The organism is Amycolatopsis mongoliensis, from assembly GCF_030285665.1.
In the GTDB taxonomy this organism is placed as follows: Bacteria; Actinomycetota; Actinomycetes; order Mycobacteriales; family Pseudonocardiaceae; genus Amycolatopsis; species Amycolatopsis mongoliensis.
In genome coordinates this window covers 1,091,461-1,106,314 of the sequence record NZ_CP127295.1, presented here as the reverse complement: position 1 = coordinate 1,106,314, position 14,854 = coordinate 1,091,461, and the positions used below count along the sequence as shown (strand labels likewise).

At 72.8% G+C, this 14,854-nt stretch carries 15 protein-coding genes; 9 read left to right on the top strand and 6 right to left on the bottom strand.

Going from position 1 to position 14,854, the window contains the following annotated elements:
• Window positions 1–220 precede the first annotated feature (220 nt).
• Window positions 221–610, top strand: coding sequence for an RDD family protein (locus QRX60_RS05110; RefSeq protein ID WP_332845849.1), 390 nt, complete (start codon window positions 221–223; stop codon window positions 608–610).
• Window positions 611–660: 50 nt separating this feature from the next.
• Here QRX60_RS05110 and QRX60_RS05105 read toward each other — a convergent pair whose 3' ends face one another.
• Window positions 661–1,389, bottom strand: coding sequence for a DUF4191 domain-containing protein (locus QRX60_RS05105; protein ID WP_285999643.1), 729 nt, complete (start codon window positions 1,387–1,389; stop codon window positions 661–663).
• Window positions 1,390–1,445: 56 nt separating this feature from the next.
• Between QRX60_RS05105 and QRX60_RS05100 the strand changes: the two genes are divergently transcribed.
• From QRX60_RS05100 to QRX60_RS05075, 6 genes are all read left to right on the top strand, one after another.
• The gene (locus tag QRX60_RS05100) at window positions 1,446–3,536 is read left to right on the top strand and encodes an ATP-dependent DNA helicase UvrD2 (protein WP_285999642.1); all 2,091 of its coding nucleotides are present in this window, start codon (window positions 1,446–1,448) and stop codon (window positions 3,534–3,536) included.
• Between the two features lie 666 nt (window positions 3,537–4,202).
• Entirely contained in the window at window positions 4,203–4,460 is a 258-nt protein-coding gene (locus QRX60_RS05095; RefSeq protein ID WP_285999641.1) for a hypothetical protein, read from the top strand.
• A gap of 150 nt (window positions 4,461–4,610) precedes the next feature.
• Window positions 4,611–4,967, top strand: a complete 357-nt coding sequence (locus QRX60_RS05090; RefSeq protein ID WP_285999640.1) for a WhiB family transcriptional regulator — start codon at window positions 4,611–4,613, stop codon at window positions 4,965–4,967.
• Complete coding sequence (locus tag QRX60_RS05085) at window positions 4,964–5,221, top strand: hypothetical protein (RefSeq protein ID WP_285999639.1); 258 nt, start codon at window positions 4,964–4,966, stop codon at window positions 5,219–5,221. The genes QRX60_RS05090 and QRX60_RS05085 overlap by 4 nt, the downstream gene beginning before the upstream one ends.
• A gap of 251 nt (window positions 5,222–5,472) precedes the next feature.
• On the top strand, window positions 5,473–6,345 hold the full coding sequence (locus tag QRX60_RS05080) for a class I SAM-dependent methyltransferase (RefSeq protein WP_285999638.1): 873 nt from the start codon (window positions 5,473–5,475) through the stop codon (window positions 6,343–6,345).
• Window positions 6,342–6,527 carry a hypothetical protein gene (locus QRX60_RS05075; RefSeq protein WP_285999637.1) on the top strand — a complete coding sequence of 62 codons (186 nt, stop codon included), beginning with the start codon at window positions 6,342–6,344 and terminating at the stop codon, window positions 6,525–6,527. Before QRX60_RS05080 ends, QRX60_RS05075 begins: the two co-directional genes overlap by 4 nt.
• 446 nt (window positions 6,528–6,973) lie before the next feature.
• Here QRX60_RS05075 and QRX60_RS05070 read toward each other — a convergent pair whose 3' ends face one another.
• The 3 genes from QRX60_RS05070 to QRX60_RS05060 form a co-directional block, all read right to left on the bottom strand.
• Window positions 6,974–7,858 (bottom strand): hypothetical protein, encoded by an 885-nt coding sequence (locus QRX60_RS05070; RefSeq protein WP_285999636.1) that lies wholly within the window; start codon window positions 7,856–7,858, stop codon window positions 6,974–6,976.
• A 162-nt stretch (window positions 7,859–8,020) separates the two neighbouring features.
• Window positions 8,021–9,361, bottom strand: coding sequence for an ABC1 kinase family protein (locus QRX60_RS05065; protein ID WP_285999635.1), 1,341 nt, complete (start codon window positions 9,359–9,361; stop codon window positions 8,021–8,023).
• Window positions 9,362–9,421: 60 nt separating this feature from the next.
• On the bottom strand, window positions 9,422–10,468 hold the full coding sequence (locus tag QRX60_RS05060) for a ThiF family adenylyltransferase (protein WP_285999634.1): 1,047 nt from the start codon (window positions 10,466–10,468) through the stop codon (window positions 9,422–9,424).
• Between the two features lie 230 nt (window positions 10,469–10,698).
• On the opposite strand from QRX60_RS05060, the gene QRX60_RS05055 reads away from it, so the two are divergent.
• Window positions 10,699–11,208 carry a M48 metallopeptidase family protein gene (locus tag QRX60_RS05055; RefSeq protein WP_286003503.1) on the top strand — a complete coding sequence of 170 codons (510 nt, stop codon included), beginning with the start codon at window positions 10,699–10,701 and terminating at the stop codon, window positions 11,206–11,208.
• A 307-nt stretch (window positions 11,209–11,515) separates the two neighbouring features.
• On the opposite strand, the gene QRX60_RS05050 is transcribed toward QRX60_RS05055, so the two are convergent.
• Window positions 11,516–12,898, bottom strand: coding sequence for a zinc-dependent metalloprotease (locus QRX60_RS05050; RefSeq protein WP_285999633.1), 1,383 nt, complete (start codon window positions 12,896–12,898; stop codon window positions 11,516–11,518).
• A 91-nt stretch (window positions 12,899–12,989) separates the two neighbouring features.
• Here QRX60_RS05050 and QRX60_RS05045 point away from each other — a divergent pair, with 91 nt between their 5' ends.
• A complete protein-coding gene (locus QRX60_RS05045) occupies window positions 12,990–14,096 on the top strand; it encodes a YlbL family protein (protein ID WP_332845824.1) in 1,107 nt (368 codons plus the stop codon).
• On the opposite strand, the gene QRX60_RS05040 is transcribed toward QRX60_RS05045, so the two are convergent.
• Window positions 14,093–14,635 carry a PPA1309 family protein gene (locus QRX60_RS05040; RefSeq protein ID WP_285999632.1) on the bottom strand — a complete coding sequence of 181 codons (543 nt, stop codon included), beginning with the start codon at window positions 14,633–14,635 and terminating at the stop codon, window positions 14,093–14,095. The two genes, QRX60_RS05045 and QRX60_RS05040, sit on opposite strands and share 4 nt — an antisense overlap.
• Window positions 14,636–14,854: the final 219 nt, after the last annotated feature.

Sequence of the window (14,854 nt, the reverse complement as noted above, 5' to 3'; positions counted from 1 at the left end):
TCACGCTAAGAGGGCGGTGTTGCCCGACCGTCACCCGTATGTTTCGCGGGTGTTAACGGGTGGGTGGATACCGGCTATCCGACCAGGGCGGATGTGGTCCGCGCCACCGGCATACCCTGGATGGGTGGCGAGATGGACCGGTGAATGGCTGCCCGGCACCGGCGAGGGCCGGCAGGACGCTGATCAGCACGAGTCGCGCTGGCCGGGCGAGAAGTTCGGTTTGCCCGAATCCGGCGTGGGCTCGGCGGCGCGCGGGGGCGCGCGGCTGCTCGGGCTGGTCGTCGACCTCGTCATCGCGGCCCTGGTCACGGCCATCTTCCTGCACCCCAGCCTGCAGGACCCGGTCGCGATGCAGAACTTCAACCTCTGGTCCGGCGGCGTGTGGGCGGTCATCTCCGTCGTGTCCGCCGGCTTCTTCGGGTTCACGCCCGGGATGGCCGTCGTCGGCATCCGCGTCGCCCGGCTCGACGGCGCCGCGCTGGTCGGCCCGCTGCGCGCGCTGGTCCGGGCGGTGCTGACGTTCGTGATCATCCCGGCGGCGGTCCGCAACGCCGACGGCCGCAGCTGGCTCGACCGGCTGACCGGCACCGTCGTCATCCGGATGCGCTGAACGAGAAAGGCCCCGTCCGAGCCGGACGGGGCCTTCGTCGTCGGTGCGGGTCAGCGACGGCGGATCGTGCGCTGGACGTTGCGCATCTTCGCGCCGGCCGGCATCGGGCCCTTCGGCATCGCCGCGCCGCGGTTGCCGAGCGCGGCCAGCTTCGCCTCCAGCGCGTCGACCTGGGCCGGCTTGAGGTTGCGCGGCAGCTTCATCAGGAAGCCCTGGAGCTTCTTCAGCGGGATCTGGCCCTCTTCGTGGCCGATCGTCACGTCGTAGATCGGCGTGTCGCCGACCAGGCGGGAGACGCGCTTCTTCTCCTGGGCGAGCAGTGTCTTGACGCGGTGCTGCGCGCCCTCGGCGACGAGCACCACGCCCGGGCCGCCCAGCACGCGGTGCACGGCGTCGAGCTGCGTGGTCGCCGCGACGGTCGGCGTCACCTTCCACTTGCCGCGGAGGTTCTCCAGCGCCCACGCCGCAGCGCCGGGCTGGCCGTCGGCCTTCGAATAGACCGTCTTCTGGACGCGACGGCCGAAGATGATCATGGCGAGCAGGGCACCGAGGACCAGCCCCAGCGGCAGCAGCGCCCACTGCGCGTCGAAGAAGAACCCGATCCCGAACAAGACGCCCGCGACGACGACGATCGACCCGACCATCCACGGGATGAGCCACGGGTCTTCCTTGCGCTGCATCTTGAAGGCCTCGAAGAGCTGGCCACGGCGGGCCTTGCTCGCCGCGCGCTTCTCCTTCTTGGCCTGCTTGGCCGCTTCCTTGTCCTGCTGTCCCGCCATATGACCAGGATACGGCCGCGTGCCCCTGCCCCGATTCCCCGTCCCCCTCTGCGAGGATGCCGGACGTGACCGGCGTACTTTCCCCCAAGAGCCTGAACCGTTTGCTCGATGGTCTCGACCCCGAGCAGCGCGCCGCCGCCGGTGCCCCGCGGGGGCCGGTCTGCGTGCTGGCCGGAGCCGGCACGGGCAAGACCCGCACGATCACCCACCGGATCGCCCACCTCGTCCGATCAGGGCGCGTTTCCGCTGGTCAGGTGCTCGCCGTCACGTTCACGACGCGGGCCGCGGGGGAGATGCGGACGCGGCTGCGCGGCCTCGGCGTCGAAGCCGCGCAGGCCCTGACGTTCCACGCCGCCGCCCGCCGCCAGCTGCGCTACTTCTGGCCGCGCGTGGTCGGCGACCGGCCGTGGGACCTGCTGGACAACAAGCTGCGCTTCGTCGGTCAGGCCGCGAACCGGGCCAAGCTCGGCACCGAGGTCGAGGTCCTGCGCGACCTGGCGAGCGAGATCGAGTGGGCGAAGGCGTCACTGATCAGCCCGGACGACTACCCGGCGGTCACCGCGCGCGCCCAGCGCGACATCCCGGCGCCGGCCGCGCAGATCGCCCAGGTCTACCGCACGTACGAAGAACTGAAGAACGCCGCGCAGGTGCTCGACTTCGACGACCTCCTGCTGCACACGACGGCGGTGCTCGAGGAGCACGGCGTCGTCGCCGAGGAGTTCCGCGACCGCTACCGCTGCTTCGTCGTCGACGAGTACCAGGACGTCACGCCGCTGCAGCAGCGCCTGCTCGACGCGTGGCTCGGCGGCCGCGACGACCTGACGGTGGTCGGCGACGCCAACCAGACCATCTACTCCTTCGGCGGCGCGTCGCCGCGGCCGCTGCTGGAGTTCACGCGGCGCTACCCGGACGCGACCGTCGTCCGGCTCGAGCGCGACTACCGGTCGACGCCCGAGGTCGTCTCGCTGGCGAACCGGGTCATCGGCGCCGCGCGCGGGCGGCCGGCGGGTTCGCGGCTGAAGCTGATCGGCCAGCGGCCGCCGGGTCCGGAGCCGCGGTTCGCCGAGTTCGACGACGAGGCGGTCGAGGCCGAGGCCGTCGCCCGGCGGGTGCGCGAGCTGCTGGACGGCGGCGTCGCGGCGAGCGAGATCGCGGTGCTGTACCGGGTGAACGCGCAGTCGGAGGCGTACGAGTCGGCGCTGACCGAGGCCGGCATCCCGTACCTGGTCCGCGGCGGCGAGCGGTTCTTCAACCGGACCGAGGTCCGGCAGGCGATGTCGGCGCTGCGGGCCGCGAGCGGCGACGTCAGCTCCGACCTGGTCACGACGGTGCGGTCGGTGCTCGCCCGGGTCGGGCTCACCGAGTCGCCGCCGGCGGGTGGCGCGGCCAAGGAGCGCTGGGACGCGCTCCTGGCGATCGTCGAGCTGGCCGAGGAGCTGGCTTCGACGGTCGAGGACGCGGACCTCCCGCGGTTCAACGCCGAGCTCGACCAGCGCGCCGCGGCTCAGCACCCGCCGACGGTCGAGGGCGTGACGCTGGCGTCGCTGCACGCGGCGAAGGGCCTGGAGTGGGACGCGGTGTTCCTCGTCGGCCTCGCCGAGGGGACGGTCCCGATCCTGCACGCCGGCGACGACGAAGCGGCGATCGAGGAGGAGCGGCGGCTGTTCTACGTCGGCGTGACGCGGGCCCGCGAGCACCTGTGGCTGTCGTGGGCGCTGGCCCGCACGCCGGGCGCGCGGCGAAACCGCCGGCGCAGCCGGTTCTTGTACGGCCTGATCCCGGAGGACCACCCGGCGGCTCGGGCGGCCCGTTCCCAGCAGAAGCCGGCGACGCCGATCAAGACGCGCTGCCGCGTCTGCGGCGGGCCGCTGCTGGAGACCCTCGAGGTCAAGCTGGGCCGCTGCGGGAAGTGCCCGTCCATGGTGGACGAGGGGCTGCTGGAGCGCTTGAAGTCCTGGCGCGGCGACCGGGCCCGCGAGCTGAAGGTGCCGCCGTTCGTCGTGTTCACCGACGCGACGCTGATGGCCATCGCCGAGCAGCGCCCGGTGGACGAAGCGGCGCTGGTGTCGATCTCGGGGATCGGCGCGACGAAGCTCGAGCGGTTCGGCGCGGAGATCCTCGGCGTGGTCCGGGCGTCGGCGGAGTAGCGACGGGCCGACGGCGCCGATGCGGCTGCTCGACCGCCTTCGGGCTGGGCGGGCGCACCTTTTCTGCATGGATTCGGCCGCGTCCGAGGTGGCGCAGTCGGCCCGGAGTCGTTCGTGTGGCGGAGCCGGCGCGACTCGTGAGGGCGGGGTAGTCGATGCCGTCGGGACGGGTGGGGTTGTGCCCGTGTCGTTTGTGTGGCGGGGTCGGTTTGGCTCGTGAGGGCGGCGTTGCCGATGCCGTCGGGACAGGTGTGGTCGAGCCCGTGTTGTTGCGTGGCGGAGCCGGTGCGGCTCGTGAGGGCGGCGCCGCCGATGCCGTCCGGACGAGTGCGGCCGCGCCCGTGTCGTTCGTGTGGCCGGGTCGGTACGGCTCGTGAAGGCGGGCTGCCGATGCTGTCCGGGCCGGTGCGGCCGCGCCCGGGTCACTCGTGTGGCGGTGTCGCGGCGATGCGGTGTTGACCGCGTCCGAGCCATGATCGACGCGGCGAACCCGCTGCTCAGGGGCGATCTTCGTAACTTCGAGGATTTTCCCGTTAATTGAGTTGCCCCCGTGTGGTGGGGGGCAATAACCTGCCAGTACCGAGCCCGAAGGGCTCGGCTGGGGATCCACGTGACAGCGCCGCTCGGCGGCCGTGTGTGCAGAGTACAGAAGGAGGTGCCGGTGAAATGATCAACACCATGACGCTCACGAACCCGGGCACCCGTCTGTCCTGCGCCGCGGAAGTCGCGGCTGCTCAGCGCCCGGGCACCGGTGTGTCCGTGAGCGCGCACGAGATCCGTGGCATGCGTCGCGTCGAGCGGCGTTGGGCCACCGGTGACGTCGTCTTCGGGACGCAGGGCGTTCTCGCCGCGTACCCGCAGGCCGATCTGCCGACCATCAAGCAGTTCCGTGTTCCGTTGTCGATACGGGAGCGAAGTTCCTGACCTAGTCAGGACTAGAGGCTCACGAAGGCCGCGGAACCGGAAAACCCGGATCCGCGGCCTTCGTGTTTTTGGCTGCACAGCCCAAGAGGACCAGCATTGCCCAGCTCCACCTCCCAACCGAAAACCCGTACGACACAAGGAGGAACACCCATGTCTTCGGCCATCGCCTACACCTCGGGTGAGGCAATATTCGCCGACCTGCTCGACCCCATCGCCGTGCCGGACGCGGCTCTGCCCTGCCGTTCGGGCGACGCGGACCTGTGGTTCGCCGAGTCCCCGGCCGAGCTCGAGCGCGCGAAGGCGCAGTGCGCCGACTGCCCGGTGCGCGAGGCCTGCCTGGCCGGTGCGCTGGCCCGGCGTGAGCCGTGGGGCGTCTGGGGCGGCGAGATCTTCGAGCGCGGCGTCGTGATCGCGCGCAAGCGGCCCCGTGGCCGCCCGCGCAAGAACGCTGCCGTCGAGCCCGCCGCGGCCAAGGCCGGCGGCGACCACCGGAGCGCCGCCGCATGAGCGTCGAACCGGTCACCACGAAGGACCACGAAGCGCGGATGTGCGGTCCGCGACTGCAGTTGACGAAGACCGAGATCGAGGAGATCAGCGAGATGTTGCTTTACGAAGAACTGTCCAGGGCCCGAATACGGGATCTGGAAGAGGGGGTCCGCGCCCAGCGGGCCCGAGGTAGCGCGCGTGCCGTACGCCGCTGGACGCGAGTAGCCCGATGGGCGGCTCGCCGGGCGGAGCGGTACGAGCTGGACCAGAACTGAGCGCAGGCCCCTGCCGCCCTCCGGGCGGCGGGGGCTTCGTGCTGCCCGGCGAGCTGGACGCTGGGGGAAGCCCGCCCGATCGTTCGCCGGAGTGTGCGCTTCGCCGGGTGCTTGCCGCGTGGCGGCGCTGCCGGTCGCGGCACGTGCGGGCCGGTCGCGCATGAAGTCGTCAGGGCGTGGACCTGTGGGTATGGGTTCTGTGGCCTCCTTCGGGTGCTGTTCGGCCGGGCCCGCTGGTGTTGAATGGGGTGATGTCCGTACACACCCACGACGACATCGACTGGGCGGACCGGCTCGCTCAGCTGCGCATGGCCGACGCGCTCGATGCCGGTGCGCTCGCGCCCGTCGCTCGGCGGTTGCTCGGCCGCGCTCCCGGGCGGCCGGCCCTTCTCGATGTCGGGTGTGGGGCCGGTGGGATGAGCGTGCTCTTCGCGCGTGAGCTCGCCCGCGGGGACGGGGGCACCGTCGTGCTCCTCGATGCCACACCCGAACTGCTCGCCGAGGCGCGGCGGGCCGTGACCGAGGCCGCCGGCGGGGACGTCGAGGTGCTTGCCGTGCACGGGGACCTCGCCGATCCGCGGCTGGCCGAACGGGTGCCCGCTGTCGATCTCGTGTGGGCGTCGGGCGTCGTGCACCACGTCGGTGACCAGCAGGCCGCCTTGGGTGCCCTTGCCCGGCTGCTGCGGCCCGGCGGGGTGCTCGCCATCGGCGAGGGTGGGCTCGAAATGCGGTGCCTCCCTTGGGATCTCGGGGTCGGGCGGCCCGGGCTGGAGCAACGGCTGCTCGCCGCGAGGGGCGAGTGGTTCGCCGGGATGCGGGCCGGGCTTCCGGGCAGCGTCGCCATGCCCTACGGCTGGCCGCGCGCCCTTCGCGAGGCCGGGCTCGAGGACGTCGAGTCGTTCGGTGCGCTCATCGACCACCCCATGCCGGGTTCGGACCTGCTGCGCGAGTACGTCGTGCAGCGCATCGGGTGGCTTGCCGAGTCGGCCGGCGACCGGCTCGACGCCGATGATCGTGACACCGTCGCCGCGCTGACCGATCCGGACGGCCCGGACTTCCTCGCCCGCCGGGACGACCTGTTCCTGTTCGGCGCCAAGGCGATCCACTGTGGACGGTTGCCGTGAGCGCGCCGGAGCCGGTCGGGTGCACGCGGTGCGGGCGCACCCGCGGCGCCGACGAGGACCCGGCCACGGCGCTCGCCTGGGTGTCCAGCCGCGAGCGGGGTGGGCTGCGGTGGCTGTGCCCGGACTGCGCGCGGCAGCACGTGCGGGACATCGAGGGCAAGCTGCCCGACGAGTACTGGTGATCGATCCGCGCCCTTGAGGAGGTGACTGCCCTGGACGGCGTGCGTTGCCGTGTGGGCAAGGGTGGCGCGGCCCGCCTGGAGCGCGCCACGGCTGGGGTGGGCGCGGCCTCGCCTGCGGATGCGCGGGTGCGGCGGCCGGGTCATGCCTATCCGGACGGGCCCGCGCGGCACAGCCGTCGTGAGCAGTGCACACCGTTGCACAGGGTGGCGCGTGGGCGGGGTGTCGGGCCAACGTGAGCAGCGCGCGCCGTTGCACGGGTGGTGTTGGCCGGATGTCGGGCCAACGTGTGCAGCGCGCCGTCGCACGGGTTGGCGTGTGGGCGGGACCAACGTGAGCAGGGCGCACCGTCGCGGGTGCGGGTGGAATGGGGTGTGGTCGCTGCGAGCTGCGTCCCAGTCGTCGGGCAAGTGGTGCGTGGCTTGGGGCCGCGGCTCCCCGTAGGCCGTCATGCCGCGTCGCCGATGGGGGTCATCGGGACTGCGCGGACCCGGGGCCTCGGTGTGCGGGATGCCTCGCCGAAGGCCTGGGCCAGCTCTTGCGCCACCTCGCGGGGGACCTGGCGTAGCTGGCGGACCGTGCAGCGGACCAGGACGATCCCCGTCGCCGCCAGGGCGAGGTGCGAGAAACCGCCCGTGCCGGGGCCGCAGCGGTACTGCCAGGCCAGGCCGATCTCGTCCCACCACGCATCCGCCTCGCCGATGCGGCGGCCTCGGCGGTCGCAGATCGTCACGTCCCAGGCCGGTGGTGGGAGGTGCGCCCCGTCCAGGATCTGGGCCGCCAGGCCGTGGGCCTGGATCGGGCCCTCGTCCAGCTCGCCGAGCACCTTCCGGACCGCCGCCGTGCCGCGCTGTGGCCCCTCGGCCAGCTCCGTCAGCAGCTCCTGCCGGTCGCACAGGCCCCAGTAGAGCGGGAGCGTCAGCAGGTGGCGGATCCGTGCCGGGTCGGGCTCGGACCTCGCCAGGTCGAGCGTGGCCCGGGGCGGCGGTGCGAACGGCAGCCCGTCGACCACCACCGGCGCCGGCATCCGGGCCGTGCGCGCCGCGCTGACCCCGTCGCACGCCGCCACCCGGCAGTGGTCGGGGACCAGCAGCCGGATCTCGTCGTCCGCCGGGCACTTCACGCCGTGGGCCTGCAGCGCGTCGGCGCCCGTGATCACCACCCGCGGCCCGTAGCGCACCAGTGCCGCGTGCAGCAGCTGCTGCCGCGTCGGGGCGCAGTTGCGCAGCAGGACGACACCGGGGTGCAGGCGGCGCCACGGCCCACCGGGGCCGCAGAGCCGCCGGGTTCTTCGGTCGGACACCCCGGCCCTGCGTAGCTGTTCGAGGTTCATCACCTCGCACGAGCCGGGATTACTGAGGGCCAGAGGATCGGTGCATTGAGTAACGGTCATGATCCGAGCATGGCGGCTCGGCCAACCGGGTGGAACCCCGTTCCCCGCAGCTGTGGACAACTCGCCGGAATCCGTCCGTTCGCGGACCGGGCTGTGGACAACTCAGGCGGCGAAGCCGGGCTGCCAGCGCTCCACGATGCCGCGCGCCGGGATCGCCGCGTCGAGCTGGCAGAGGATGCCCGTCGACCCGGCCGTCACCCGGTGGATCATCAGGTACTCGGGCGGCAGGTTGAGCGACCGCCCGACCCGGAAGTCGTTGCCGCGGCTGTCGCCGACCCGCCCCGCCTGCTTCTGCATCCACCTGCGCGTGAAGTGGAACGTCGGCTCCGCCAGCGGCTCGGTGAACGGCGCCAGGTAGGCGAGCACCTCGTCCGCGGTCAGGTCGCTCTCCGGCCGGATGAACCGGTTCTCCCGCAGCAGGCGCATCAGCCCGGCGGACTCGCCGTCGAGGGCCAGCCGCGTCATCTCGCCCAGGTGGCGGGGGATGCCGTCGGGCAGCCGGGCCACCCCGCCGAAGTCGATGACGCACAGCCGGTCGTCGTCGGTGATCATGAAGTTGCCCGGGTGCGGGTCCGAGTGCAGCAGGTGGACGCGCTCGGGGGCCGAGTAGTGGAACTCCGCCAGCAGCCGGCCCGCCAGGTTCCGCGTCTCGCGGTCGCCGTCCGCGATGACCTTCGACAACGGCGTGCCGGTCACCCACTCCGTGACGACGACCTTCGGCGCGCTGGCCACCACGTGCGGCACCAGGATGCCGGGATCGCCTTCGAACGCCTTCGCGAAGGCGCGCTGGTGCTGGGCCTCGGCCTGGTAGTCGAGCTCCTCGTTCATGCGCTCGGCGAGCTCGGCCAGCAGCGGCTTGACCTCCGTGCCGGGCACGAACGCCTGGAACAGCCTGCTGAACCGCTGCAGCTGCCGCAGGTCGCTGCGCAACGCCTCGTCGGCGCCCGGGTACTGCACCTTGACCGCGACCTCGCGGCCGTCGTGCCAGACCGCGCGGTGCACCTGGCCGATGCTCGCGGCCGCCGCCGGCTCGTCGTCGAACGAGGCGAACCGGCTGCTCCAGGTGCGGCCCAGCTGTTCGGCGAGCACCCGGTGGGTCTGGCGGGCCGACATCGGCGGCGCCGCGGCCTGCAGCTTCGTCAGCGCCTCGCGGTACGGCTTCGCCATGTCGTCCGGTACCGCCGCCTCGAACACGCTCAGCGCCTGGCCGAACTTCATCGCCCCGCCCTTGAGCGTGCCGAGTACCTCGAACAGCTGCTCGGCGGCCTTCGCCGAGAGCGTCGCGCTGACCTGCTCCGCACTCTGGCCGGCCAGCCGCTTGCCCCACCCGCCGACCGCCCGCCCGGCGATCCCGAGCGGCAGACTGGCGAGCTTGGCGGTACGGGCAGCACCCTTGCGCGGCATCGCGGGGTCACGATCGCCTGGGTCGCGGAAGTCGGTCACCCCCGCGATTCTGCCCTGCGACCTCGGCGGCGCGCAGCCTGCTCGCGACGTCTTAGTGGCCTACGTCTCCTGGTGCAGCCCCGGGGCCCCGCAGCCACACCTCGGGTGCGGGGGCCAGCCGCGGTGGCGGATGCGGCCGTCGAAGGCGTCGATCTCGAGGGTCGCGTTCCACGGCGGCGGTGGCGGTTCGGCGGGGGAGAGCAGCCGCATGGCCTGCGCGACGGCCAGCGACGCGCAGGCGTGGACCGCGCCGAGGTCGGGCCGCTGGTGCCGGCCGGTCAGCTGGCCGGCGATCCGCGGCCAGCACGGGTCGAGGTCGGTCCGGTGCAGGTCGGCGCAGCGCAGGCACGAACTGCGGCCCGGCACGACCAGCGGCCCGACGATGCCCGTCCCGTCGCGGACCCGGACCGCCATGTGCGGGACGCCGTCCTCCATCAGCTCGGCCACGACCTCCGGAGCCGGGACGACGGCGTCGGTGAGCAGCGCCAGCTCCGGGTACCGGTCGTGCAGGCGGGTGACGCGGACTTCGGGGTCGACGCGGCGGAGCAGGTCGCCGAGGGCCTGCCGCCGGGGCCGGCCCAGGTCGGCTTCGGTGAAGCCGGTGCCCAGGTCGTGTTCGGTCACCGTGCCGGGCAGCTGCAGCTCGACGTGCCCGATCCCGGCGTTGGCCAGCAGCACGGCGACCGCGACCGCCACCCGGCCGTCCCCGTGCACCGTGACCGCGGTGGCTCGCCGCCGGTCGCTCAGCGCGGTCTGGTGGTGGCGGGCCCGCAGGGACCAGAGGCCGGTTTCGCCGCGGAACCCCGGGCCGTCCGGGCGTCCCGCGTCGGTGACCAGGCCGAGCGCGGTCAGCTGCCGCAGCAGCGTCCGCAGCTGATCTCGGTGTTCGCTCTCCGCGAGCAAGAGCCGTTCGACGGGCTTGCTGCCGTCGAGTGCGCGCAGCCGCTCGACGAGGCCGGGTGGCAGGCCTTCGACGATCACGCCGTGGCGCGGGTCGAGCCCGAGCTGGATCTCGTGCGAGCCGCGTTCGAGCACCGTGATGCCCGGGAGCAGGGCGGGATGGGCCGGCAGGAGCACCGGTGGCATGTCCGCGGTGGAGAGGATCATGTCCGCAGGATGGCAGCCGGCGGTGCCGGCCGAGCCCGGGAAGCCGCCGGATCGGCCGAGTTGTCCACAAGGAGAAGGGGCTGTGGACAACTCGGCTCTGTGACCTCAACGCGCTCGGAGTTGTCGGTGCCGGGCCTTACCGTTGTCGGGTGGTCGAAGCACGCATGCCCTCGCTGAGAGGCCCGGGGGAGACGAACCCCCCGTCGGACACACCTGGACACAAGGTCGAAGTGCGGCGCAGCCAGCGCCGGCACCGGACGGTCACCGCGTACTGGAAAGACGACACGCTCGTCGTGCTCATCCCGGCGCGGATGACCAGGGCGGAGGAGAAACACTGGGTCGCCGAGATGGAGCGCAAGCTCCAGCGCTCGGAACCACGTCGCCCGGCGTCCCCGAAGACGTCGGACGAAGCCCTGCTGGCGCGCTGCGCGCTGCTGTCGGGCAAGTACCTGGGCGGCACCGCGGTGCCGGCGAGCGTCCGCTGGGTGCCGCCGATGCGCACGCGGTGGGCGTCCTGCACGCCGGTCGACGCGACCATCCGGGTCAGCGACCGGCTGCGGAAGGTCCCGCCATGGGTGCTGGACTACGTGCTGGTGCACGAGCTGGCGCACCTGCGCGAGCCCGGGCACGACGCGGCGTTCTGGGCGTTGGTCCGGCGGTATCCGAAGACCGAGCGGGCGATGGGATACCTCGAGGGGCTGTCGGCCGCCGCCGGGTGGGGGATCGACACCGAGGACTGAGCGGGTGAGCGTGGCCGGGGTGACCTGCGGTGGCAGGTCACCCCGGTCGCGTTTGGTTCGGGTTGGCTGGGCGGCGGTGGACCCGTGATCGGCTCGGCGGGCGGGCCCGCCTGCTTGGATGGACGGCTCGCGTGCCTGGGCGGTCGACACGCGTGCTTGGAGGGTCGACACGCGTGCTTGGAGGGCTCGGGCGCGTGACTGAGGGTCGCTGCGGGCCTGGGTGGGCGGCTCGGCGGTGGCCGGGGCGGGTGCGGACATGGAAGCGGGCGCCTCGCTCGTGCGAGACGCCCGGCTCCGGGGTTGCCGCTCAGTTCTTGGTGTCGCCGCCCTCGGGGTCTTCGCCCGGCTGCTCCGCCTTCTCCGACTTCTCGCGCTCCGAACGCTCCGACTGCTCCGTGCGCTCCAGCTCGGCGATCGGGTCCAGGTCGTCCAGTGACCCCGCCTCGCCGACGCGGTCCGCGAAGTCGATCGGCTCGTCCAGGTCCTCCGCCGTCGGCATCAGGTCCGGGTGGGACCACAGGCCGTCGCGCTTCTCGAGACCGTGGCGGTCGCCCACCAGCTTCCACAGGTTCGACGCGTCCCTCATGCGGCGGGGGCGCAGCTCCAGGCCGACCAGCGTGGCGAACGTCTGCTCCGCCGGGCCGCCCGTCGCGCGGCGGCGGCGCAGCGTCTCGCGCAGCGCGTCCGCTCCCGGCAACCGGTCGCCGACCGCTTCGGCCACCACCACGTCCACCCAGCCCTCCACCAGGGCGAGCAGCGTCTCCAGGCGCCTCAGCGCGCCCTTCTGCTCCTCCGTCGTCTGGGGCTCCAGCAGCCCGGACGACATCGCTTCCTCGATGCTCGCCGGGTTGGCCGGGTCGATCCGGCCGGCCAGCGACTCGAGGGCCGACGTGTCCACCGAGATGCCGTGCGCGAACTCCTCGACCGTCGCCAGCAGGCGCTGGCGCAGCCACGGCACGTGCGTGAACAGCCGCTGGTGCGCCGCCTCGCGCGCGGCCAGGAACACCAGGATCTCGCTGTTCGGCAGCTCCAGGCCCTCGGCGAACTTCTCGATGTTCGCCGGCAGCAGCGCCGACGTCCCGGCCGGGGCCAGGGGCAGGCCGATCTCGGACGCCGTCAGCATCTCCGACGCCAGCTGCGCGAGCGCCTGGCCGAGCTGGGACCCGAAGGCCATCCCGCCCATCTGCCCCATCATCTGCAGCAGCGGGCCGGCAGCCTCCTTGGCCTCCGCGGGCAGCGCCTCCATCCACGCGCCCGACACCTGGCGGGCCACCGGGTCGCACAGTCGCTGCCACGTCGGCAGCGTCTTCTCGACCCAGGTCCGCGGTGACCAGGCGACCGTCGACGTCGCACCGGCCGGGAACTGGGTGGCCGCGTCCAGCCACAGCTCGGCGAGGTGGGCGGCGTCGCGGACGGCGGCGTTCGAGTCGTCTCCGCCGGAGAAGCCCAGGCGGCTTTCGCCGGTGTTGCCGGCGCTGCCCAGGGTCTGCAGGGCGATCTGCTTGGCGAGATCGTAGTTCACCGGCCCGCTGGAAGTACCGGCCTGGCTGAGCATCTGGCCCAGCTGGCTCAGCATCTGCCCGAGCTGGTTGAAAGCCTCGGCGCCGGACTGCTGCCCGCCCTCCGAGGGGTCGTTCTCACCTCGTTTGTCGGGATCGGAAGGTCCGAAGCCGAACGGGGGTTTGCTCATGCGTCCACCGTACGCGGGTCGGGAAGGCTCCAGCGCGTCATGTGCGTGGCCTTCACCGAGAAGCGAACACGGTCACCGTACGCTGTCGGTCGTGACCAAGTCCTCCGAGCAGACCGTGCCCGCGAAGAGCAGCCCGGACCCCGGCGCCGAGGCCACCGGGGAGGCCCGGCGGATGACCCGCCGCGGCTGGACGCTCGTGGTCAGCGGCTCGCTGTTCCTGATCTTCGTCGTGCTCGGCCTGGTCGTGCCGGTGCCGTTCGTGGCGATCAGCCCCGGCCCGACCTACGACACGCTGGGTCGCGACGCCGCGGGCAACCCGGTCATCCAGGTCGCCGGTCACCAGACCTTCCAGACGACCGGCGAGCTGCGGATGACGACCGTCTCCCTGCACGACGGCGTCACGCTCTTCCAGGGCCTCGGTTTCTGGGCCAGCGGCCGCTACGCGCTCGCGCCGCGCGAGGAGTACTTCAAGCCGGGCGAGACGAACGAACAAGTCAAGCAGGAGAACATCCAGCAGCTGCAGGACTCGCAGACGAACGCCCAGGTCGCCGCCCTGCGCAAGCTCGGCTACCCGATCAAGGTGCTGGCGAAGCAGATCGTCTCCGGCAGCCCGGCCGACCACGTGCTCGCCCCCGGCGACAAGCTGATCACGGTGAACGGCAAGAAGATCGTCGAAGCCGCGGACGTCCGGGCCGCGCTGGCCGGCACCCTGCCCGGCCAGACCGTCCAGATCACCTTCCAGTCGGACGGCCAGCCGGAGCGCACCGTGCCGCTCACGCTCGCTTCGCGCCCCGACCGCAAGGAGGGCTTCATCGGCCTCACCGCGGTCGACCGCGCCGACGCGCCCTTCAACGTCACCATCTCGCTGCAGGACGTCGGCGGCCCGTCGGCCGGCCTGATGTTCACCCTCGCGATCATCGACCGGCTGCAGCCCGGCGACCTCGCGGGCGGGCGGCACATCGCCGGCACCGGCGAGATCACCGAGACCGGCGAGGTCGACCCGATCGGCGGGATCTCGTTCAAGGTCGTCGGCGCGCGCGAGGCCGGCGCCACCGACTTCCTGGTGCCCGAGCACAACTGCGCCGAAGCCAAGACCACCGCGCCCGGCGGCCTCAACCTCATCAAGGTGTCCACACTGGACGACGCGCTCGCCCAGCTGGCCAACCTGAAGGCGGGCCGCCCGACGGCGTCCTGCTAGGGGAGGAGCGTCGCCTTGAGGGCCTCGAGGAGGTTCGGGGCGAGGTCGGGGCTTTCGACGATCTCGTCGACCGACTCGTCGGTGCCCTCGACCGTCCCGATCCCGCGCAGCCGCATGACGCACGCGCCGTCGCCCTCGCGCAGGACCGCGGCCACCAGGCGGGCCTCCGTCCGCTGCGGGTGGTCGGCGGCGGCGCGGCGCAGGCTCTCCGCGTCGGCCTCCGCGACGTCCGGCAGCTCCGACTCCGAGCCCGGCGGCAGCACGATGATCTCCTGGGCCAGCGCGCACCCGATCACCAGGTCGGGCCACGCGATCCGGGCCAGCGCCTCGGCGAGGTCGCCCTCGGGCAGCGCTTCCTGCGCCACCGGCGTCAGCGGGTTCGCCCGGTCCAGCTGGCCGGCCAGCTCCGGCTGCTCGTCCAGCAGCGCCGCCGTCGGCACCAGCGCGAACAGCTGCGGCGGCTGGTCCCAGCCGCCCGCGGCCATGAACTCCTCGATCTCGCGGGCGAGAGCGGCCACTCCGGCCTGCTGCGGTTCCATGCGCACATCGTGTCAGAGCCCTGTCCTGGTCAGCCCGCCACGCCCCGGACGCCGGCCGCGGGTCCGCGCCGGAGCCAGGTGGCGGGCGACGGCCGGACGAGGATCTCCGGGCCGGTCCGCGCGACCAAGCCGCGAGTCCGATTCGGGCGGGTCCGGGAACTTCACCCGGCATCCGTAGAGTTAGGGAATCAGGGGGCGCGTGCGCCCCTGCTCAAGTGC

Coding starts and splice junctions, on each gene's coding strand:
- QRX60_RS05105 (WP_285999643.1), bottom strand. CDS start 1,389: ATGGCGGGACAGCAGGACAAGGAAGCGGCCAAGCAGGCCAAGAAGGAG.
- QRX60_RS05100 (WP_285999642.1), top strand. CDS start 1,446: ATGCCGGACGTGACCGGCGTACTTTCCCCCAAGAGCCTGAACCGTTTG.
- QRX60_RS05095 (WP_285999641.1), top strand. CDS start 4,203: ATGATCAACACCATGACGCTCACGAACCCGGGCACCCGTCTGTCCTGC.
- QRX60_RS05090 (WP_285999640.1), top strand. CDS start 4,611: ATGTCTTCGGCCATCGCCTACACCTCGGGTGAGGCAATATTCGCCGAC.
- QRX60_RS05085 (WP_285999639.1), top strand. CDS start 4,964: ATGAGCGTCGAACCGGTCACCACGAAGGACCACGAAGCGCGGATGTGC.
- QRX60_RS05080 (WP_285999638.1), top strand. CDS start 5,473: ATGTCCGTACACACCCACGACGACATCGACTGGGCGGACCGGCTCGCT.
- QRX60_RS05070 (WP_285999636.1), bottom strand. CDS start 7,858: ATGAACCTCGAACAGCTACGCAGGGCCGGGGTGTCCGACCGAAGAACC.
- QRX60_RS05060 (WP_285999634.1), bottom strand. CDS start 10,468: ATGATCCTCTCCACCGCGGACATGCCACCGGTGCTCCTGCCGGCCCAT.
- QRX60_RS05050 (WP_285999633.1), bottom strand. CDS start 12,898: ATGAGCAAACCCCCGTTCGGCTTCGGACCTTCCGATCCCGACAAACGA.
- QRX60_RS05040 (WP_285999632.1), bottom strand. CDS start 14,635: ATGGAACCGCAGCAGGCCGGAGTGGCCGCTCTCGCCCGCGAGATCGAG.